Annotated in this window: 14 protein-coding genes; 11 read left to right on the top strand and 3 right to left on the bottom strand. The window is 64.5% G+C overall.

From position 1 onward, the window contains the following. Position 1: 1 nt before the first annotated feature. The 3 genes from ACIU1A_RS31270 to ACIU1A_RS31260 all read right to left on the bottom strand — a co-directional run bounded on the left by ACIU1A_RS31270 (position 2) and on the right by ACIU1A_RS31260 (position 3,134). The gene (locus ACIU1A_RS31270) at positions 2-484 is read right to left on the bottom strand and encodes a MarR family winged helix-turn-helix transcriptional regulator (RefSeq protein WP_140496955.1); all 483 of its coding nucleotides are present in this window, start codon (positions 482-484) and stop codon (positions 2-4) included. Next, positions 484-2,055 (bottom strand): phytoene desaturase family protein, encoded by a 1,572-nt coding sequence (locus ACIU1A_RS31265; RefSeq protein ID WP_404926095.1) that lies wholly within the window; start codon positions 2,053-2,055, stop codon positions 484-486. The genes ACIU1A_RS31270 and ACIU1A_RS31265 overlap by 1 nt, the downstream gene beginning before the upstream one ends. Positions 2,056-2,342: 287 nt before the next feature. Next, complete coding sequence (locus tag ACIU1A_RS31260) at positions 2,343-3,134, bottom strand: cyclase family protein (RefSeq protein ID WP_140496959.1); 792 nt, start codon at positions 3,132-3,134, stop codon at positions 2,343-2,345. 118 nt (positions 3,135-3,252) lie between these two features. On the opposite strand from ACIU1A_RS31260, the gene ACIU1A_RS31255 reads away from it, so the two are divergent. The 11 genes from ACIU1A_RS31255 to ACIU1A_RS31205 all read left to right on the top strand — a co-directional run bounded on the left by ACIU1A_RS31255 (position 3,253) and on the right by ACIU1A_RS31205 (position 15,269). Next, positions 3,253-4,827 carry a phytoene desaturase family protein gene (locus ACIU1A_RS31255; protein WP_404926094.1) on the top strand — a complete coding sequence of 525 codons (1,575 nt, stop codon included), beginning with the start codon at positions 3,253-3,255 and terminating at the stop codon, positions 4,825-4,827. A 112-nt stretch (positions 4,828-4,939) separates the two neighbouring features. Then, positions 4,940-6,469 (top strand): ABC transporter substrate-binding protein, encoded by a 1,530-nt coding sequence (locus ACIU1A_RS31250; RefSeq protein ID WP_140556779.1) that lies wholly within the window; start codon positions 4,940-4,942, stop codon positions 6,467-6,469. 88 nt (positions 6,470-6,557) lie between these two features. Further along, a complete protein-coding gene (locus tag ACIU1A_RS31245) occupies positions 6,558-7,565 on the top strand; it encodes an ABC transporter permease (RefSeq protein WP_404926093.1) in 1,008 nt (335 codons plus the stop codon). Continuing rightward, positions 7,558-8,406, top strand: a complete 849-nt coding sequence (locus tag ACIU1A_RS31240) for an ABC transporter permease (RefSeq protein WP_140496967.1) — start codon at positions 7,558-7,560, stop codon at positions 8,404-8,406. The genes ACIU1A_RS31245 and ACIU1A_RS31240 overlap by 8 nt, the downstream gene beginning before the upstream one ends. Beyond that, positions 8,403-9,281: an ABC transporter ATP-binding protein gene (locus tag ACIU1A_RS31235; RefSeq protein ID WP_404926092.1), complete on the top strand. Its 879-nt coding sequence runs from the start codon at positions 8,403-8,405 to the stop codon at positions 9,279-9,281. Before ACIU1A_RS31240 ends, ACIU1A_RS31235 begins: the two co-directional genes overlap by 4 nt. Further along, positions 9,274-10,110: an ATP-binding cassette domain-containing protein gene (locus ACIU1A_RS31230; protein WP_404926091.1), complete on the top strand. Its 837-nt coding sequence runs from the start codon at positions 9,274-9,276 to the stop codon at positions 10,108-10,110. The genes ACIU1A_RS31235 and ACIU1A_RS31230 overlap by 8 nt, the downstream gene beginning before the upstream one ends. A gap of 80 nt (positions 10,111-10,190) precedes the next feature. Then, complete coding sequence (locus tag ACIU1A_RS31225; RefSeq protein WP_140629986.1) at positions 10,191-10,790, top strand: VOC family protein; 600 nt, start codon at positions 10,191-10,193, stop codon at positions 10,788-10,790. Between the two features lie 141 nt (positions 10,791-10,931). Beyond that, complete coding sequence (locus tag ACIU1A_RS31220) at positions 10,932-13,226, top strand: bifunctional salicylyl-CoA 5-hydroxylase/oxidoreductase (protein WP_404926090.1); 2,295 nt, start codon at positions 10,932-10,934, stop codon at positions 13,224-13,226. Next, positions 13,223-13,996 (top strand): SDR family oxidoreductase, encoded by a 774-nt coding sequence (locus tag ACIU1A_RS31215; protein WP_404926089.1) that lies wholly within the window; start codon positions 13,223-13,225, stop codon positions 13,994-13,996. The genes ACIU1A_RS31220 and ACIU1A_RS31215 overlap by 4 nt, the downstream gene beginning before the upstream one ends. Next, the gene (locus ACIU1A_RS31210; RefSeq protein ID WP_140513060.1) at positions 13,990-14,460 is read left to right on the top strand and encodes a MarR family winged helix-turn-helix transcriptional regulator; all 471 of its coding nucleotides are present in this window, start codon (positions 13,990-13,992) and stop codon (positions 14,458-14,460) included. Before ACIU1A_RS31215 ends, ACIU1A_RS31210 begins: the two co-directional genes overlap by 7 nt. Further along, a complete protein-coding gene (locus ACIU1A_RS31205) occupies positions 14,457-15,269 on the top strand; it encodes an enoyl-CoA hydratase family protein (protein WP_404926088.1) in 813 nt (270 codons plus the stop codon). The genes ACIU1A_RS31210 and ACIU1A_RS31205 overlap by 4 nt, the downstream gene beginning before the upstream one ends. The last annotated feature ends 124 nt before the right edge of the window (positions 15,270-15,393 follow it).

Genomic DNA, 15,393 nt, shown 5'->3' with positions numbered 1-15,393 from the left:
TCTAGATGTCGTGCTTGCGAATGTTCTTCAGCATCTTCTGCAATGTCGCGATCAGCGCGGCGTATTCGGCGTCGTCGACATCGTCGAACATGGCCTCGAAAGCGTCATGCATGGCCGGCCACGCGCGGGTGAACTCGGTGCGGCCTTCGTCGGTCAGGAACACATGGCGGATGCGACTGTCGCTAACCCCCTGCTCGCGCCGCACAAGCCCCTGCCCCTCAAGGGTATCGAGCGTGCGGCTCAAGGTCGACTGCTCGATCACCGTGTAGACCGAGAGGTCGTTGACGGTGACGCCGTCGGTGACCGACAGCACCGCGAGCGCCCGCACCTGCGAAATGGTCAGGCCCTGCTTGCGGAAATCGTCGCGCAAGGTGGCGTTGTAGCGGCCCATGATGCGGTTCATCAGATAGGGCGCGAATTGCTGCAGGCCGATCTGACCCAAGGTCGATATGCGCTGGCGCTTTTCCGCGATTTTCTGCTCCATCATAGTCTCCCCGCCAGGAGAAAGCCGGAGCCGCCGCCGAGGCCCGCGCCCGGATGGGTCGAGGCGCCGATATGGTAGAGGTTCTTGATGCCGGTCTGGTGATTGCGGCTGGTCTTGAACGGCCGCCACAGGAAGGACTGGTCGACGGTCGAGGACCCGCCATAGGGGTCGCCGCCGACCAGATTGATGTTCATCGCTTCGAGATCAGCAGGCGAATAGGCGCGGCGCGCGATGACGCTGTCCTTGAAGCCATCGATATGACTGGCAAGGATCGCTTCGGCGCGATCGGCATAGGCCTCGCGCAGCGCGTCGGTCCATTGCCCGTCCGCCGGCGCCTGCAGCTTGCCGGCGGCATCACCCTTGATGTGACGGGGCGCCTCGGGCAGTTGCAGCCACAGGATCGCCTTGCCTTGCGGGCAACGCGAGGGATCGAGCGCGTGCGGCTGGCCGACGCAGATGGTCGGCACTTCGGGCAGCATGCCCCGCACCGCCTCGTTGCAGGCCTTCGATACCCCGTCCAACCCAGGCGTCAGATGCAGCAGCGCCACCTTGTCCAACCCCTGGCCTCGCCATGAAGGCGGCTTGTCGAGGGCATAGTGGATCTGGAAATTGCCTTTGCCGTAGCGGTATTTTTGCGTCGCTTCGACGTCGGTTTTGGGGCCGTCACTGCCGAGCAGCCGACCGTAAAGCTGCGTTGGCGTGACCGAGCAGATGACGCTCTTCTTCGCATGGACGGTTTCGCCCGAGGCCAGCCGCACGCCGGTGGCGCGACCTTCGGTCAGGATGATCGAGGCAACGTCGGCCTCGGTGAAGATGACCCCGCCGCGCTCTTTGACAAGCGCCTCGAAGGCCGACAGCAGGTTCTTCGCCCCGCCCTTGACGATCGGCGCGCCCGCAGCCTCCAGCGCGAAGGCGATGACCTTGGCGATCTGGCCGGAGAAAGCATCTTCCGGCCCAAGTCCGGCATGCAGGACCCACGGTGCCCACAGCGCGCGTATGGTTTCGGACCGATAGGTGCTTTCCAGCCATCCGCGCGCCGGCACCAACGCATCGCCGAGAAAGGCGGCCAGCCCGCGCGGGCTCCGCCGCCAGGCATCACCGGCGAGCAGCTTCGCCGTCGGGTAGGTCCACAGGCTGCCGCCGAGCAGGCCGAACAGCAGCCCGGCATTGCGCTCGATGCCGCCGACATCCTCGGCGTGCTGGTCGCCGTCGCCTGCGGCGATCGCATTGAAGGCGGCGATGTTGGCGGCGCGGTCGGTGCTGAGCACGGCATGGCTGCCGTCGGGCCGCAGCACCCCCGTCGGGGTGGCCGCGTGACAGAACTCCAGGCCATGCCGGGCCAAGTCCTTGCCCAGCGCCGCGTAAGCCGGCGAGGTAATGAACAGCACGAATGTCGTCGCCATCACATCATGGATGAAACCGAGCGCGGTGATTTCCTCGGTGCGCATGCAGCCGCCAATGCGGTCGTTGCGCTCCAGCACGAGTACCTTTGCGCCCTTGCCGCCCAGCATCGCCGCGCAGACCAGCGCGTTGATGCCGCTGCCGACGATGATGTGGTCGGGGGCGTTCATTGGCGGTTCCCCGTGGGCAGCGGATAGGCTTGGGAGGTCAGTCCTCTACGGCGCTCCCCTCTGTCCTGCCGGACATCTCCCCTTTTGGGGGGAGATTGGCTGTCATCACCGCTTTCGCCAATCTCCAACGTTGCAGGAATGAGAGGGGCGCCGAAGCTGCCAATTTCCCCCTTGAGGGGGAGATGTCCGGCAGGACAGAGGGGGCGCCGTAGGGCGCGAGTGCCGCCAACCTGCCTCCCTATCGCATCGCCCGCGCGCATGATCTTCTCCCGAAGATCCACTTCGCCCTATTTGCCCGGCACCAGCGCCAGGGCGCGGATCGGGCTGCCGGTGCCGTGCTCGATCTTGAGCGGCGCGGCGATCAGGATGGCGCCCTTCGGCGGCAACTGGTCGAGGTTGCACAGGCTGGCCAGACCATAGCGGTTGGCCTTGTGCATCAGCGTGTGGGCCGGGAATGGCGGCTCCATGCCGCCGGCCTTGCCGGCATCGGTGCCGATCGTCTCCGAGCCCCAGCCCTTGATGTCCTTGCTGATCAGGAACTGGATTGCTTCCGCCGTCGGGCCGGGCGTGTGTGGGCCGGTCTCGTTGGCGTTGAGGAATTCGGCTTCCGAGCCGTTGCGCTTGTACCAGTCGGTGCGCATCACCACCCATTCGCCGGCGTTGATGGCGCCATGCTTGGCTTCCCACGCCTTGATGTGATCGACGGTGAGCAGGAAATCATGGTCTGCGGCGGCTTCCTTGGAGCAGTCGATGACATTGACCGGACCAATAAAGTTCTGCGCCGGAATGGTGTCGGTGGCGCCATCCGGATAATCCTTGCCGCTGATCCAGTGCTGCGGCGCGTCGAAATGCGTGCCCGAGTGTTCGCCGAGCTTCAGCCAGTTCCAGGCCCACCAGGGACCATTCTTGTCGTAACGGGAGATGTTATGGATCTCGACCTTCGGCGTGTCGACGGCAAGTTCCGGCGGCAGCTTGATCAGCGGCGTGTCAGGACCGAGCGGCGCCGACAGGTCGACCACCTTGATGGCGCCTGAAAGAAGCTGGCCGGCGACTTCGCCGAGGAGTTGTTGCGTGTCCATGGTCTCTGTTCCCTCTTGTCTGATGTGCTGAAGGCTCGTCTCGGCCCTTAATATCCTACTAGACGAAAACATATGCATCTGCAATTATCTTTAAGCATAAAGGAAATGGGTGCGGGGCGTGAGCGAGTTCGACGCCATCTTTATCGGGGCGGGCCACAACAGTCTGGCTTGCGCCGCGCATCTGGCACTCAAAGGCTGGAAAACTGGGATTTTCGAGGGCGGCGCAACGATCGGCGGCGCCGTCCAGACCCGCGAGTTCACGCTGCCGGGTTTTCGGCACGATTTCGGCGCGATGAATCTGAGCCTGTTCGCCGGCTCGGCCTTCCACCGGAAATATGCAAATGAATTGAACGCCCACGGGCTGGAATTCGCGCCGGTCGCCGACTGTTTCGCCAGCGCCTTCCCGGACGGACGCTGGTTCGGCGTCAGCAACGATCTGGAAAAGACGGCCGCGCGCATGGCTGCCTTCTCCGCCGCCGATGCCGCCACGTGGCGCAAGCTGGTCGCCGCCTTCCCGGCGGAAGCAGAGCATCTGTTTCGCCTCTTGGGATCACCGATGAGCGCCCGCGCCCTTGCCGGCACGGCGTGGAACCTTTGGCGCAAGAAGGGCCTCGCCGGCGCGCTCGACACCGGGCGCCTGCTGCTTTCCTCGCCCCGCGCGTGGCTGGAGGAGACTTTCGAGTCGCCCCATGTGCGGGCGACGCTCGCCACCTGGGGCATGCATCTCGACTTTGCGCCCGACATCGCAGGCGGTGCCGTGTTCCCTTATCTGGAATCCATGGCCAACCAGAGTTTCGGCATGGTGCTGGGCAAGGGCGGCGCCCACACCATCATTCGTGCCTTATCGGGGATGGTCACGGGCGCCGGCGGCAAGATCTTCACCAACGCCGAGGTGGCCGAAATCACGGTTTCGGCCGGCAAGGCGACGGGTGTGCGGCTCAAGTCCGGTGAGACGCACACGGCCACCAGGGCGGTCATTGCCGGCGTTGCACCCAAGGCGTTGGCCGGCACGCTTTTGCCCAACGGTTCCGGCGACGCCGGCTTCGACACGGCGATGCAAAAATTCCGCCACGCGCCGGGCACCATGATGATCCATCTGGCGCTGGACGATCTGCCGGACTGGCGCGCCGGCGCCGAGTTGCGGCAGTTCGCCTATGTGCATCTGTCACCGTCGCTCGACGCCATGTCGCGCACCTATCAGCAGGCGATGGCGGGCGTGCTGCCGGACGAGCCGGTGCTGGTCGTCGGCCAACCAACCGCGGTCGATCCGTCGCGCGCGCCTCAAGGCAAGCATGTGCTGTGGGTGCAGGTGCGCATGCTGCCGGCAGAAATCCTTGGCGACGCCGCCGGCAAGATCACGCCCGCGCATTGGGATCAGGTCAAGGATCGCTATGCCGAGCGCGTGCTCGACATCGTCGAAACCTACGCGCCCGGCCTGCGAGCCAAGATCCTTGGCCAGGCCGTGTTCTCGCCCATCGACCTCGAGCGCGAGAACCCGAACCTCGTCGGCGGCGACCAGGTTTGTGGTAGCCACCACCTGGCACAGAATTTCCTGTTTCGCCCGGCACGCGGCTACGCCGGTTGGAACACGCCTGTGGCCAATCTGCATCTCACCGGTGCCGCCACATGGCCGGGCGCCGGCACGGGTGCCGCCTCGGGCTTCATGCTGGCGCAACAGCTTGGCGGGAGGTAGCAGCCGAAAGGCATTGGGGTGGAGCAAGGCAAGGTACGGTTGCCCAGGGAACCCACTGATCAAACAACGAAGCCGTGCACGGAAAACAGAAAAACCAACAAGGGGAACGACCATGACAATCAACAGACGCGAATTGCTCGGATACGGTGCCGCCGCACTCGGGGCGACGGCCATCGGCCTGCCGAAGATCGCCGGGGCGGCGGCCGGCGAACTGACCATCGCCTACAATGTCAACCTGCCGTCCTGGGATCCGACCACCGGACCTTCGGCGGTCAACCCGACCATCCAGGGCCTCTACCAGTCGGTGTTCGATCAGTTCATCCCGCAGAAGCCGGACCTGTCCTTCGCGCCGGGGCTGCTCACCGAGTGGGGCTGGAATGACGACCGCACCAAGATCATGATGACGGTGCGCGAGGGCGTAACCTGGCATGACGGCTCGCCGTTCACGCCCGAGGACGTGGTCTGGTCGTTGCAGCGGGCTGGCGATGAAAAGACCGGCAACCCGATCCAGTTCGTGTGGAAGAACGTCAACAACTTCAAGATCGAGGGCAACAAGATCACGGGCGATGTCGTGCAGTTCGACCCGGTCTACTTCAAGTGGATGTCGTTCCTCACGGGCTACATCATGCCGAAGGCCTATTACGAGAAGGTGGGCGCCGAAGGTTTCGAAAAGGCTCCGATCGGCACCGGCCCGTACATGGTCGAGAAGTTCGAACGCAACGCCTTCCTGCGGCTGAAGGCCAATCCGAAGTACTGGGGCGGCAAGCCGGCATTCGAGAACGTGACGATCAAATTCGTCACAGACGCGGCGAGCCGTGTCGCCGAAATCGAGTCCGGCTCCTCGCAGGTGACGCTCGAGATTCCCTATGAGGAGTATGACCGCCTGATCGCCAAGGACGGCCTTGCCGGCTCGATCAAGAATGTTTCCGACATCGGCATGATCTTCTTCAACGACGTCGAGGCGATGCTGGACAAGAACGTGCGCCAGGCAGCCGTCATGGCGGTCGACAAGGAGCTTCTGGTCAAGCGGCTGCTGCGCGGCTACGGCCAGCCGCTCGCCACGTTGGAAACGCCGGAATACGCGGCCTACGACGCGTCGATCAAGGTCGAGCACAATCCGGAAAAGGCCAAGCAATTGCTGGCCGCTTCCGGCTATTCGCCGGAAAAGCCGGTCAAGTTCACCATCCAGACGACCAAGGGCTTCAAGCCCAAGGACTACGAGATGATCCAGGCGATCGTCGGCATGTGGCGCAAGGTCGGCATCGAGGCCACCATTGAAGTCTACGAGATCGCCAAGCATTACGAATTGCGCGCCGCCGACAAGCTGGCGCCGGCGGCCTTCTACAACTGGGGCAACGCCATCGGCGACCCGACCACCTCGACCGGCTTTGCCATGTATGGTCCGAGCCCGCACTCGGTGTGGGACAGCCAGGATCTGATCGACATGATCAACCCGCTGTGGGGTGAGAAGGACGAGGCCAAGCGCATCGCCGGCTGGAAGGCGGTGGACAAATACATCGCCGAGCAAGCCTATGTGCTGCCGCTGATGCAGTATGCGCAGCCGATCGTGCATGCCAAGGGCGTCAACGTCGTGCAGCATGTGTCCGGCGCGCTGTTGCCGGCCCTGATGACCCCGGCCTGATATCGGCCGGGCTTGCCGCGCGCCGTCCATAGCGACGGCGCGCATCTTCTTTCGGCATACGAGCCTCCGGGCTCCAGCAAAGATTTACATGCTCCTGCAACGATTCCTGATCCGTCTTTTGACGATGCTGATCACGCTGTTCGGCGTGGCCGTCGTCGTCTTCGTCGTGATCCGCATCGCTCCCGGCGATCCGATCGCCATGATGCTGCCGCCCGGCGCGACCGATGTCGACATCGCCCGGCTGCGGGCGCTCTACGGCCTCGACAAGACGATTGTCGAGCAGTTCTTCATCTGGCTGTCCGGCGTCGTCAAAGGCGATTTCGCCACCTCGATCTCGCTGCGGCAAGACGTGCTCGGGCTTGTCTTCAACCGGCTGCCGGCAACGCTGGAACTCGCCATCGTCGCGCTTATCATGGCGGTGGCGATCGGGGGGACGATGGCCATCCTCGGCGCCCGCGAACGAGGCACGGCGGTGGAAGCCGGCATCGACATCGCCAGCGGGGCGGCACTTTCCATTCCCGACTTCCTCTGGGGCCTGGTGCTGATCCTGCTGTTCGGGGTGCTGGTGCCGATCTTCGACATTTCCGGCCGGGTCTCGCCGCAACTCGACCTGCCCTTCGTCAGCCAGTTCTATCTGTTCGAAAGCTTGCTTCGGCTCCGCCTCGATCTCACATGGGATCTCCTGAAGCACATGCTTATGCCGGCAGTGGCGTTGGCATTGCCGCTGGCGGCGATCATCTCGCAGCTACTGAAACAATCGCTGAAGGAAGTGCTCGACCTCGACTATGTCGTGCTGGCGCGGGTGAAGGGTTTTTCGGAAACGCAGGTCATCCTGCGCGAGGCGCTGAAGAATGCCGCCCTGCCCACGCTGACGCTGGTCGGCGTGCAGTTCACCTTCCTGATCGGGGGCACGGTCATCGTCGAGCGGCTGTTTTCCTATGAGGGTCTCGGCAACATGGCGATCGACGCGGTCATCAACCGCGACCTGCCGCTGATCCAGGGCATCGTGCTGGTCTTCGCGCTGTTGTTCGTGCTGATCAATCTCGCGGTGGATATGATGTACGCCCTGCTCAATCCGAGGCTGCGCCATGGATGAGAGCCGCATCTCGAGACACGGCTCAAGCGCCAGGCTTTGGCTGGCCGGCGGCTGGCTGCTGCTGGTGCTGCTGGCGGCGATCCTGGCGCCGCTGGTCGCGCCGCGGGACCCGCTCGCGCAGGATCTTATGCTCGAACGTTTGCCGCCGTTCTGGCTCGATGGCGCGGAGCCCGGCTATTGGCTGGGCACCGACAGCCTCGGCCGGGATCTCTTGTCACGCCTGATCTTCGGCGGGCGCATCGCCTTCATCGTTGCGTTCGCCGCCGCCAGCGCCGCCTGCCTTGTCGGCTCGACCCTGGGTTTGATCGCTGGCTATTTCGGCGGCTGGGCCGACCGCATCATCTCGCGCATCGTCGATGTCTGGATGGCATTCCCGCCGGTGCTGTTCGCCATCCTTTTGGTTGCCGTGCTCGGCACGGGTTTGAGCTCTGTCATCCTGGCGATCGCGATCATCGACTGGACGCGTTTCTGCCGGGTCATCCGCGCCGAGGCGATGGGCCAGTCGCGCATGGACTATGTCGAGAACGCCCGCATCGCCGGCTATGGCCGCATCGGCATCATGCTGCGCGAAGTGCTGCCCAATGTGGTGCCATCGATCGTGGCGCTGCTGTCGCTGGAAATGGGCATCGCCGTCATCGTCGAGGCGATCCTGTCCTTCGTCAACCTGTCGATCTCGACCGACGACCCGACCTGGGGCGGCATCATCGCCGAGGGCCGGCTGTCGATCCACCAGGCCTGGTGGGTGCTGGTATTCCCGCTGATCACGCTGATCCTGACCGTGCTGTCGTTCAGCCAGTTCGGCGAGGCGCTGAAGACACGTTTCGATCCGGTGCTGCGATGAGCGCCTGTCTCGATATCAAGGAGTTGAGCGCCGTGCTGCCGAACGGCCAGCGCGTGCTGCGCTCGGTGTCGCTTGCCGTGCAGCCCGGCGAAGTGCGAGCACTGGTCGGTGAAAGCGGCGCCGGCAAGACGATGATCGGCAAGGCGGTACTTGGCGTCTTGCCGTCGAACGTGCGCATCGTCGAGGGCGATATGCGGCTCGAGGGCGAAGACCTCGGCAAGCTCAACCCGAAGGCACGGCGCACGCTGATCGGCGCGCGCACCGCACTGATCCCGCAGGATCCGCTGACCGCGCTCAACCCGTCGCGCCGCATCGGCCCGCAAACGACCGACCGGCTGGTGCGCATCCTCGGCTGGAGCGGCGAGAGGGCCGAAACCCGCATCCGGCAATTGCTGGACGAGGTGCAGATCCGTGACCCCGACCGGGTACTGAAAAGCTACCCGCACGAGCTTTCCGGCGGCATGCGCCAGCGCGTGCTGATCGCCGCAGCCTTCGCCGCCGAGCCCCGGCTGATCGTCGCCGACGAGCCGACCACGGCGCTCGACGTCACCGTGCAGAAGCAGATCCTGCGGCTCATCGCTGCGTTGCAGCGCGAGCACGGCACGGCGATCCTGTTCGTCACCCACGACCTCGGCGTCGTCGCCAAGATCAGCCAGAAGGTCTCGGTGCTCTATGCCGGCAAGGTCGTGGAAGAGGCCGAAACAGCTGCCCTCTTCGCGGCACCGCAGCACCCCTACACACGGGCACTGATGGCGGCAACGCCGCGCTACACCGATCCCCTCGCCTCGCTAAAGCCGGTCGACGAGGCAGTGCTGGCCGGGCTTGCCACGGAGATTGCGGCCGCGGACCAGGCGTGGAGGCGACCGCATGGCTGAGCCGCTGTTTTCCGTGCGCGGTCTGAAAGTCGCGCTGCCCGACATGACCCGCAAGCCGCTGATCGGCCGCGCGCCGCTGGCGGAAATCCTAAAAGGCCTGGACTTCGACCTGCCCAAGGGATCGGTGACCGGCATCGTCGGCGAGTCCGGATCCGGCAAGTCGACGCTCGGCCGTGCCCTGGTACGACTGCTGGAGCCCAGCGCCGGCAGCATCAGCTTCGACGGCATAGACATCACACATCTGCCGGAGGCGGAGTTGCGGCCGCTGCGCCGCGATCTGCAGATGATCTTCCAGGATCCTATGTCGTCGCTCAACCCGCGCCGCACCATTGCCAGCATCATTGCCGCGCCGCTGAAGCAGAACGGGCTTGGCGACAATCTCAGGGACCGCGTGGCCGAGGCCTTGCAGCGCGTCGGCCTGCCGCAGAGCTTCGCCGGCCGCTACCGCCACGAACTGTCGGGCGGCCAGCGCCAGCGCGTCGGCATAGCGCGCGCGCTGGCGCTGGCGCCGAAATTCGTGCTGGCCGACGAGATCGTCTCCGGCCTCGACGTCTCGACGCAGGCGCAGATCCTCACCCTTCTGGAGAAACTGGCGGCGGAGATGGGGCTGACGGTCGCCTTCATCAGCCACGATCTGTCGGTCATCCGGCGGCTGTGCCGGCAGGTCATCGTCATGCGCGAAGGCAGGATCGTCGAAGCGAGCGCGACGGACGCTCTCTTCGAAAATCCCCGACAGACCTACACGCGCGACCTGATCGCGGCCATCCCACTGCCCGAAATCGACGACGGCTGGCTGGATATTCCTTCCGCTGCCAAGGCTCCGACATGAATGCATACGCACGCCGAAAAGCGGGCTCGGATGTGCGACCGGCCAATGAAAAAGCCCCGCCAAATGGAGGAGAAACTGACATGAAGACAACAATTCGAAATGCAGCACTCGCTGCCGCCATCCTCGGCAGCACCGGTATGGCGGCAGCAAGCTCGATCCCCGGTATGCGCGGGCACGACCACACCGGCATCACGGTTCCCGACATGAAGCAGGCGGTCGATTTCTTCACCGACGTGGTCGGCTGCAAGAAGGCGATGTCGTTCGGCCCGTTCGCCGACGACAAGGGCACCTTCATGCAGGATCTTCTCGGCGTCGATCCGAAGGCTGTCATCGAGCAGGTCACCATGGTTCGCTGCGGCACGGGGTCGAACATAGAGCTGTTCAAATACACCGCGCCGGACCAGAAGGACCTGACACCGAAGAACAGCGACATTGGCGGTTTTCACATCGCCTTCTATGTCGACGACGTCGCGGCGGCGAAAGCCTATCTCGAGGCCAAGGGCGTAAAGACCAGGTTGGGGCCGCTGCCGGTCAAGGAAGGACCCGCCGCCGGCCAGACCATCCTTTACTTCCAGGCGCCTTGGGGCTTGCAACTGGAAGCGATCAGCTATCCCGACGGCATGGCTTACGAGAAGAGTGCCGAGACGGTGCTGTGGAGCCCGAAGAACCCGGAAAAGTGACCCCACGGACCGCGCGTGCGGCGATGCGCGAGCGCGCGGTCCGCTATTTCGCATAATCGTTTCGGCATAAAACTTTAAGCTTGAAATACCTTGGCCCCGGCGCGATACTGAAATCAAGCAAGCGAAGAGGAGATCGCACAGATGAAGGTTGCGGTTCTCGGCGGCGGACCAGCCGGCCTTTACTTCGCCATTTCGATGAAGCTGAGGGACGCCGCGCACGATGTGACGGTTTTCGAGCGTAATCGCGCCGACGACACGTTCGGCTGGGGCGTCGTTCTGTCAGCCGAAACGCTTGAGAATCTGGCCAGGAACGATCCGGTCAGCGCCGTCTGGATCAAGAAGCATTTTGCGTATTGGGACGACATCGCCGTGGTCCATGACGGCGTGCGCACTGTATCCTCAGGCCACGGCTTCTGCGGCATCGGCCGCAAGCGGCTCTTGATCCTGTTGCAGCGGCGCGCACGCGAGCTCGGTGTCAAGCTGATGTTCGAGACCGACATCGCCGATCCCCGGCCCTATATGGAGACGCATGACCTGGTCGTCGCCGCAGACGGGCTGAATTCCAGGGCGCGCAACAGCTTCGTCGACATCTTCAAGCCCGACATCGACACGCGCAAATGCAAGTTCGTGTGGCTCGGCACCCACCAGAAATTCGACGACGCCTTCACCTTCATCTTCGAAAAGACCGAGCATGGCTGGGTGTGGGCGCACGCCTACCAGTTCGACAGCGACACCGCGACCTTCATCGTCGAGTGCAGCGAACAGACCTGGGCCGCCTTCGGCTTCGGCGCCATGACGCAGCAGGAATCCATCGCCGTCTGCGAGCGCATCTTCGAAAAGCATCTTGGCGGCCACAAGCTGATGACCAATGCCAACCACATCAGGGGTTCGGCCTGGATCAATTTCCCGCGCGTGCTGTGCGAGCGCTGGTCGTTTGAGAATCTGGCGCTGATGGGCGACGCGGCGGCTTCAGCGCATTTCTCGATCGGCTCCGGCACCAAGCTGGCGCTGGAAAGCGCGGTTGCGCTGGCCGAGTATGTCGAAACCGAACCGGACCTCGACGCCGCCTTCCGCAAATATGAAGACGCACGCCGCACCGAGGTGCTGAAGCTGCAGTCGGCGGCACGCAATTCGCTCGAATGGTTCGAGGAGGTCGAGCGCTATCTCGGCCTCGATCCGGTGCAGTTCAACTATTCGCTGCTGACCCGTTCGCAGCGCATCAGCCACGAAAACCTACGGCTGCGCGACGCGGAGTGGCTTGAAAGCGCGGAGGAATGGTTCCAGCGCCAGGCGGGCGCCGGCGCCAACAGGCTGCGCCGCGCGCCAATGTTCGCGCCCTTCAAGCTGCGCGACATGCGGCTCAGCAACCGCGTGGTCGTCTCGCCGATGGCGCAGTACAAGGCCGTCGACGGCTGCCCGACGGACTGGCATTTCACGCACTATGCCGAGCGTGCCAAGGGCGGCGCCGGGCTCATCTATATCGAGATGACCTGCGTCAGCCCCGAAGGGCGGATCACGCCCGGCTGCCCGGGCTTCTATGCGCCCGAACATGAGGGGGCGTGGAAACGGCTGGTCGATTTCGTCCATACCGAGACCGAGGCGAAGATCTGCGCACAGATCGGCCATTCCGGCGCCAAGGGTTCGACCCAGGTTGGGTGGGAAGGCACGGACGTGCCGCTCGCCTCGGGTAACTGGCCAGTCATGGCGGCATCGGCGGTCGCTTGGTCGCCGCGGAATCAGGTGCCGAAGACCATGGATCGCGCCGACATGGACAGAGTGCGCGACGAGTTCGTGGCTTCGGCTGAGATGGCCGACCGCTGCGGCTTCGACATGCTCGAGATCCACGCCGCGCACGGCTATCTCCTGTCGTCCTTCATCACGCCGGTCACCAACCGGCGCACGGATGCGTATGGCGGTTCGCTGGAAAACCGCATGCGATATCCCCTTGAAATCTTTCGCGCCGTACGCGCCGCCTGGCCGGCGCAGAAGCCGATCTCAATGCGCATTTCGGCCAATGACTGGGTCGGCATCGAAGGCGTAACACCCGCCGACGCCGTCGAGATCGCGCGGCTGTTGCATGAGGCCGGCGTCGACATTTGCGACGTCTCGGCAGGACAAACTTCGGTGCTGGCAAAGCCGGTCTATGGCCGCATGTTCCAGACGCCGTTTTCCGACCGCATCCGCAACGAGGTCGGCATGGCGACGATGGCGGTCGGCAACATCTATGAGCCGGACCATGTCAATTCGATCCTGATGGCCGGCCGCGCCGACCTGGTGGCGCTGGCACGGCCGCATCTGGCCGATCCCTACTGGACGCTGCATGCGGCGGTGGCGCTCGGCGACCGTGGCGTGAAATGGCCGGATCCTTATCTGCCGGGGCGCGACCAGATCTACCGACTGGCCGAACGCGACGCCGCAGCGGGGCTGAAAGTATGACGGCCGCCGCGATGATCGCCGGCAGCCATGCCCTTCTCACCGGCGGCGGGTCTGGTGTCGGCCGAGCGATCGCTCTGGCGCTGGCTGGTGCCGGCATCGACGTCACCATATGCGGCCGCCGCGAGGCGGAGCTGGCCAAGGTGGCTGGCGAAAGCAAAGGCGTTTTCGCCATCACTGCCGATGTCACCAATGAGGCGGCGATGGCATCGCTTTACGAGACGGCGGAGGCCGCGCGCGGGCCGTTCGACATCGTCGTCGCTAATGCCGGCATGGCGGGCAGCACGCCGGCGCACAAGACCGCGCTGGCCGACTGGCAGCGGACGCTGGATGTCAATTTGACCGGGGCCTTCCTGACCGTGAAGCCGGCATTGGCGAGTATGGTTGCGCGGAAGGCAGGCCGCATCGTCTTCATCGCGTCCACCGCCGGACTGAAGGGCTATGCCTATGTCGCGCCTTACGTGGCGGCCAAGCATGGTGTCGTCGGCCTGATGAGGGCGCTGGCCGCCGAGACGGCGAAGTCCGGCGTGACCGTCAATGCGGTGTGCCCGGGGTTTGTCGAGACGGACATGTTGGACGAGTCCATCGAGCGGATCGTGGAAAAAACCGGCCGCTCGACTGAACAGGCGCGGGCGAGCCTTGCCGCGACCAATCCGCAAGGCCGCTTCATCCAGCCGCAGGAAATTGCCGCAGCCGTGCTGTGGCTGTGCGGCGATGCGGCAGCGTCGATCACCGGACAGGCAATTTCGATCTCAGGAGGCGAAACATGGTAGCCGGCCCCCTGCCCGCGCCGTCGGGACCCGGCAAGGACCGCTTGCGGCTGTGGATCAGGCTCCTGCGCGCCTCGCGCACGATCGAGGCCGAACTGCGCGAGCGCCTGAAGAAGGAATTCAACACGACGTTGCCGCGCTTCGACGTGATGGCCGCGCTCTACCGTGCGCCCGAAGGCATGCTGATGAGCGATCTGTCGCGCTTCCTGCTGGTGTCCAACGGCAATGTCACGGGCATCGTCGATCGGCTCGTATCCGAGGGGCTGGTCGCCCGCGCCCGCCGCAATGGCGACCGCCGCACCTCGATGGTGCGGCTGACGGATGAAGGCTCCAAATCCTTCGCCGTCATCGCTGCCGCTCACGAGGGCTGGGTCGGCGAATTGCTGGGCAAGGTGAGCGAGGACGACGCACGCCGGCTGACCGGCATGCTGACCTCGTTCCGCAGCAACTGGGAGGGACGCGAATGAGCAAGATGGCCGGCTTCAAGCCGAAGCATTTCCTCTGGCAGGTCGAAGGCCGGATCGCCAAGGTCCGGCTCGACCGGCCGGAACGCAAGAACCCGCTGACCTTCGACAGCTATGCGGAACTGCGCGATACATTCCGCGACCTCGTCTATGCCGACGATGTCGATGCCGTGGTGTTCCTGTCCAATGGCGGCAATTTCTGCTCCGGCGGCGATGTCCACGACATTATCGGCCCGCTGGTCAAGATGGACATGAAGCAACTCTTGGCCTTCACCCGCATGACCGGCGATTTCGTAAAGGCGATGCTGAATTGCGGCAAGCCGATCATCGCGGCGGTCGACGGCGTGGCGGTCGGCGCCGGCGCCATTATCGCCATGAGCTCCGACATCCGCATCGCTACGCCGGACGCCAAGACGGCATTCCTGTTCACCCGCGTCGGTCTTGCCGGCTGCGACATGGGAGCCTGCGCGATCCTGCCGCGCATCATCGGCCAGGGCCGCGCCGCCGAACTGCTCTACACCGGCCGCACCATGACCGCCGCCGAAGGCGAGCGCTGGGGGTTCTACAACAGGCTTGTAGAGGCAGCTTCCTTGGAAGCTGACGCGCTCGACATGGCGGCGCGCATCGTTTCAGGCCCGACCTTCGCCCATGGCATCACCAAGACGCAGTTGAACCAGGAATGGTCGATGGGCCTCGACCAGGCGATCGAGGCGGAAGCGCAGGCGCAGGCAATCTGCATGCAGACGCGCGATTTCGAGCGGGCGTACAAGGCGTTCGTGGCCAAGGAAATGCCGGTGTTCGAGGGGAATTGAGGATGAGCGGGTTGATGGAGACGTTGGCGGGACAGCGCCCCCCTCTGGCCTGCCGGCCATCTCCCCCTCTAGGGGGGAGATTGGCAGCTTCGGCGGCGGCAGCCATCCTGCGGCGCAGGCGATT

The sequence above is a fragment of the Mesorhizobium maamorense genome (genome assembly GCF_044998965.1).
GTDB lineage: Bacteria > Pseudomonadota > Alphaproteobacteria > Rhizobiales > Rhizobiaceae > Mesorhizobium.
Note: the sequence above shows the minus strand (reverse complement) of the source record. Positions and strands in the feature narration are given on the sequence as shown.

What these genes read in the sequence shown, in the direction of transcription:
- ACIU1A_RS31235 (WP_404926092.1), top strand. Translation starts at nt 8,403, where the DNA reads ATGAGCGCCTGTCTCGATATCAAGGAGTTGAGCGCCGTGCTGCCGAAC.
- ACIU1A_RS31210 (WP_140513060.1), top strand. Translation starts at nt 13,990, where the DNA reads ATGGTAGCCGGCCCCCTGCCCGCGCCGTCGGGACCCGGCAAGGACCGC.
- ACIU1A_RS31260 (WP_140496959.1), bottom strand. Translation starts at nt 3,134, where the DNA reads ATGGACACGCAACAACTCCTCGGCGAAGTCGCCGGCCAGCTTCTTTCA.
- ACIU1A_RS31265 (WP_404926095.1), bottom strand. Translation starts at nt 2,055, where the DNA reads ATGAACGCCCCCGACCACATCATCGTCGGCAGCGGCATCAACGCGCTG.
- ACIU1A_RS31220 (WP_404926090.1), top strand. Translation starts at nt 10,932, where the DNA reads ATGAAGGTTGCGGTTCTCGGCGGCGGACCAGCCGGCCTTTACTTCGCC.
- ACIU1A_RS31245 (WP_404926093.1), top strand. Translation starts at nt 6,558, where the DNA reads ATGCTCCTGCAACGATTCCTGATCCGTCTTTTGACGATGCTGATCACG.
- ACIU1A_RS31270 (WP_140496955.1), bottom strand. Translation starts at nt 484, where the DNA reads ATGGAGCAGAAAATCGCGGAAAAGCGCCAGCGCATATCGACCTTGGGT.
- ACIU1A_RS31205 (WP_404926088.1), top strand. Translation starts at nt 14,457, where the DNA reads ATGAGCAAGATGGCCGGCTTCAAGCCGAAGCATTTCCTCTGGCAGGTC.
- ACIU1A_RS31240 (WP_140496967.1), top strand. Translation starts at nt 7,558, where the DNA reads ATGGATGAGAGCCGCATCTCGAGACACGGCTCAAGCGCCAGGCTTTGG.
- ACIU1A_RS31215 (WP_404926089.1), top strand. Translation starts at nt 13,223, where the DNA reads ATGACGGCCGCCGCGATGATCGCCGGCAGCCATGCCCTTCTCACCGGC.
- ACIU1A_RS31250 (WP_140556779.1), top strand. Translation starts at nt 4,940, where the DNA reads ATGACAATCAACAGACGCGAATTGCTCGGATACGGTGCCGCCGCACTC.
- ACIU1A_RS31225 (WP_140629986.1), top strand. Translation starts at nt 10,191, where the DNA reads ATGAAGACAACAATTCGAAATGCAGCACTCGCTGCCGCCATCCTCGGC.
- ACIU1A_RS31230 (WP_404926091.1), top strand. Translation starts at nt 9,274, where the DNA reads ATGGCTGAGCCGCTGTTTTCCGTGCGCGGTCTGAAAGTCGCGCTGCCC.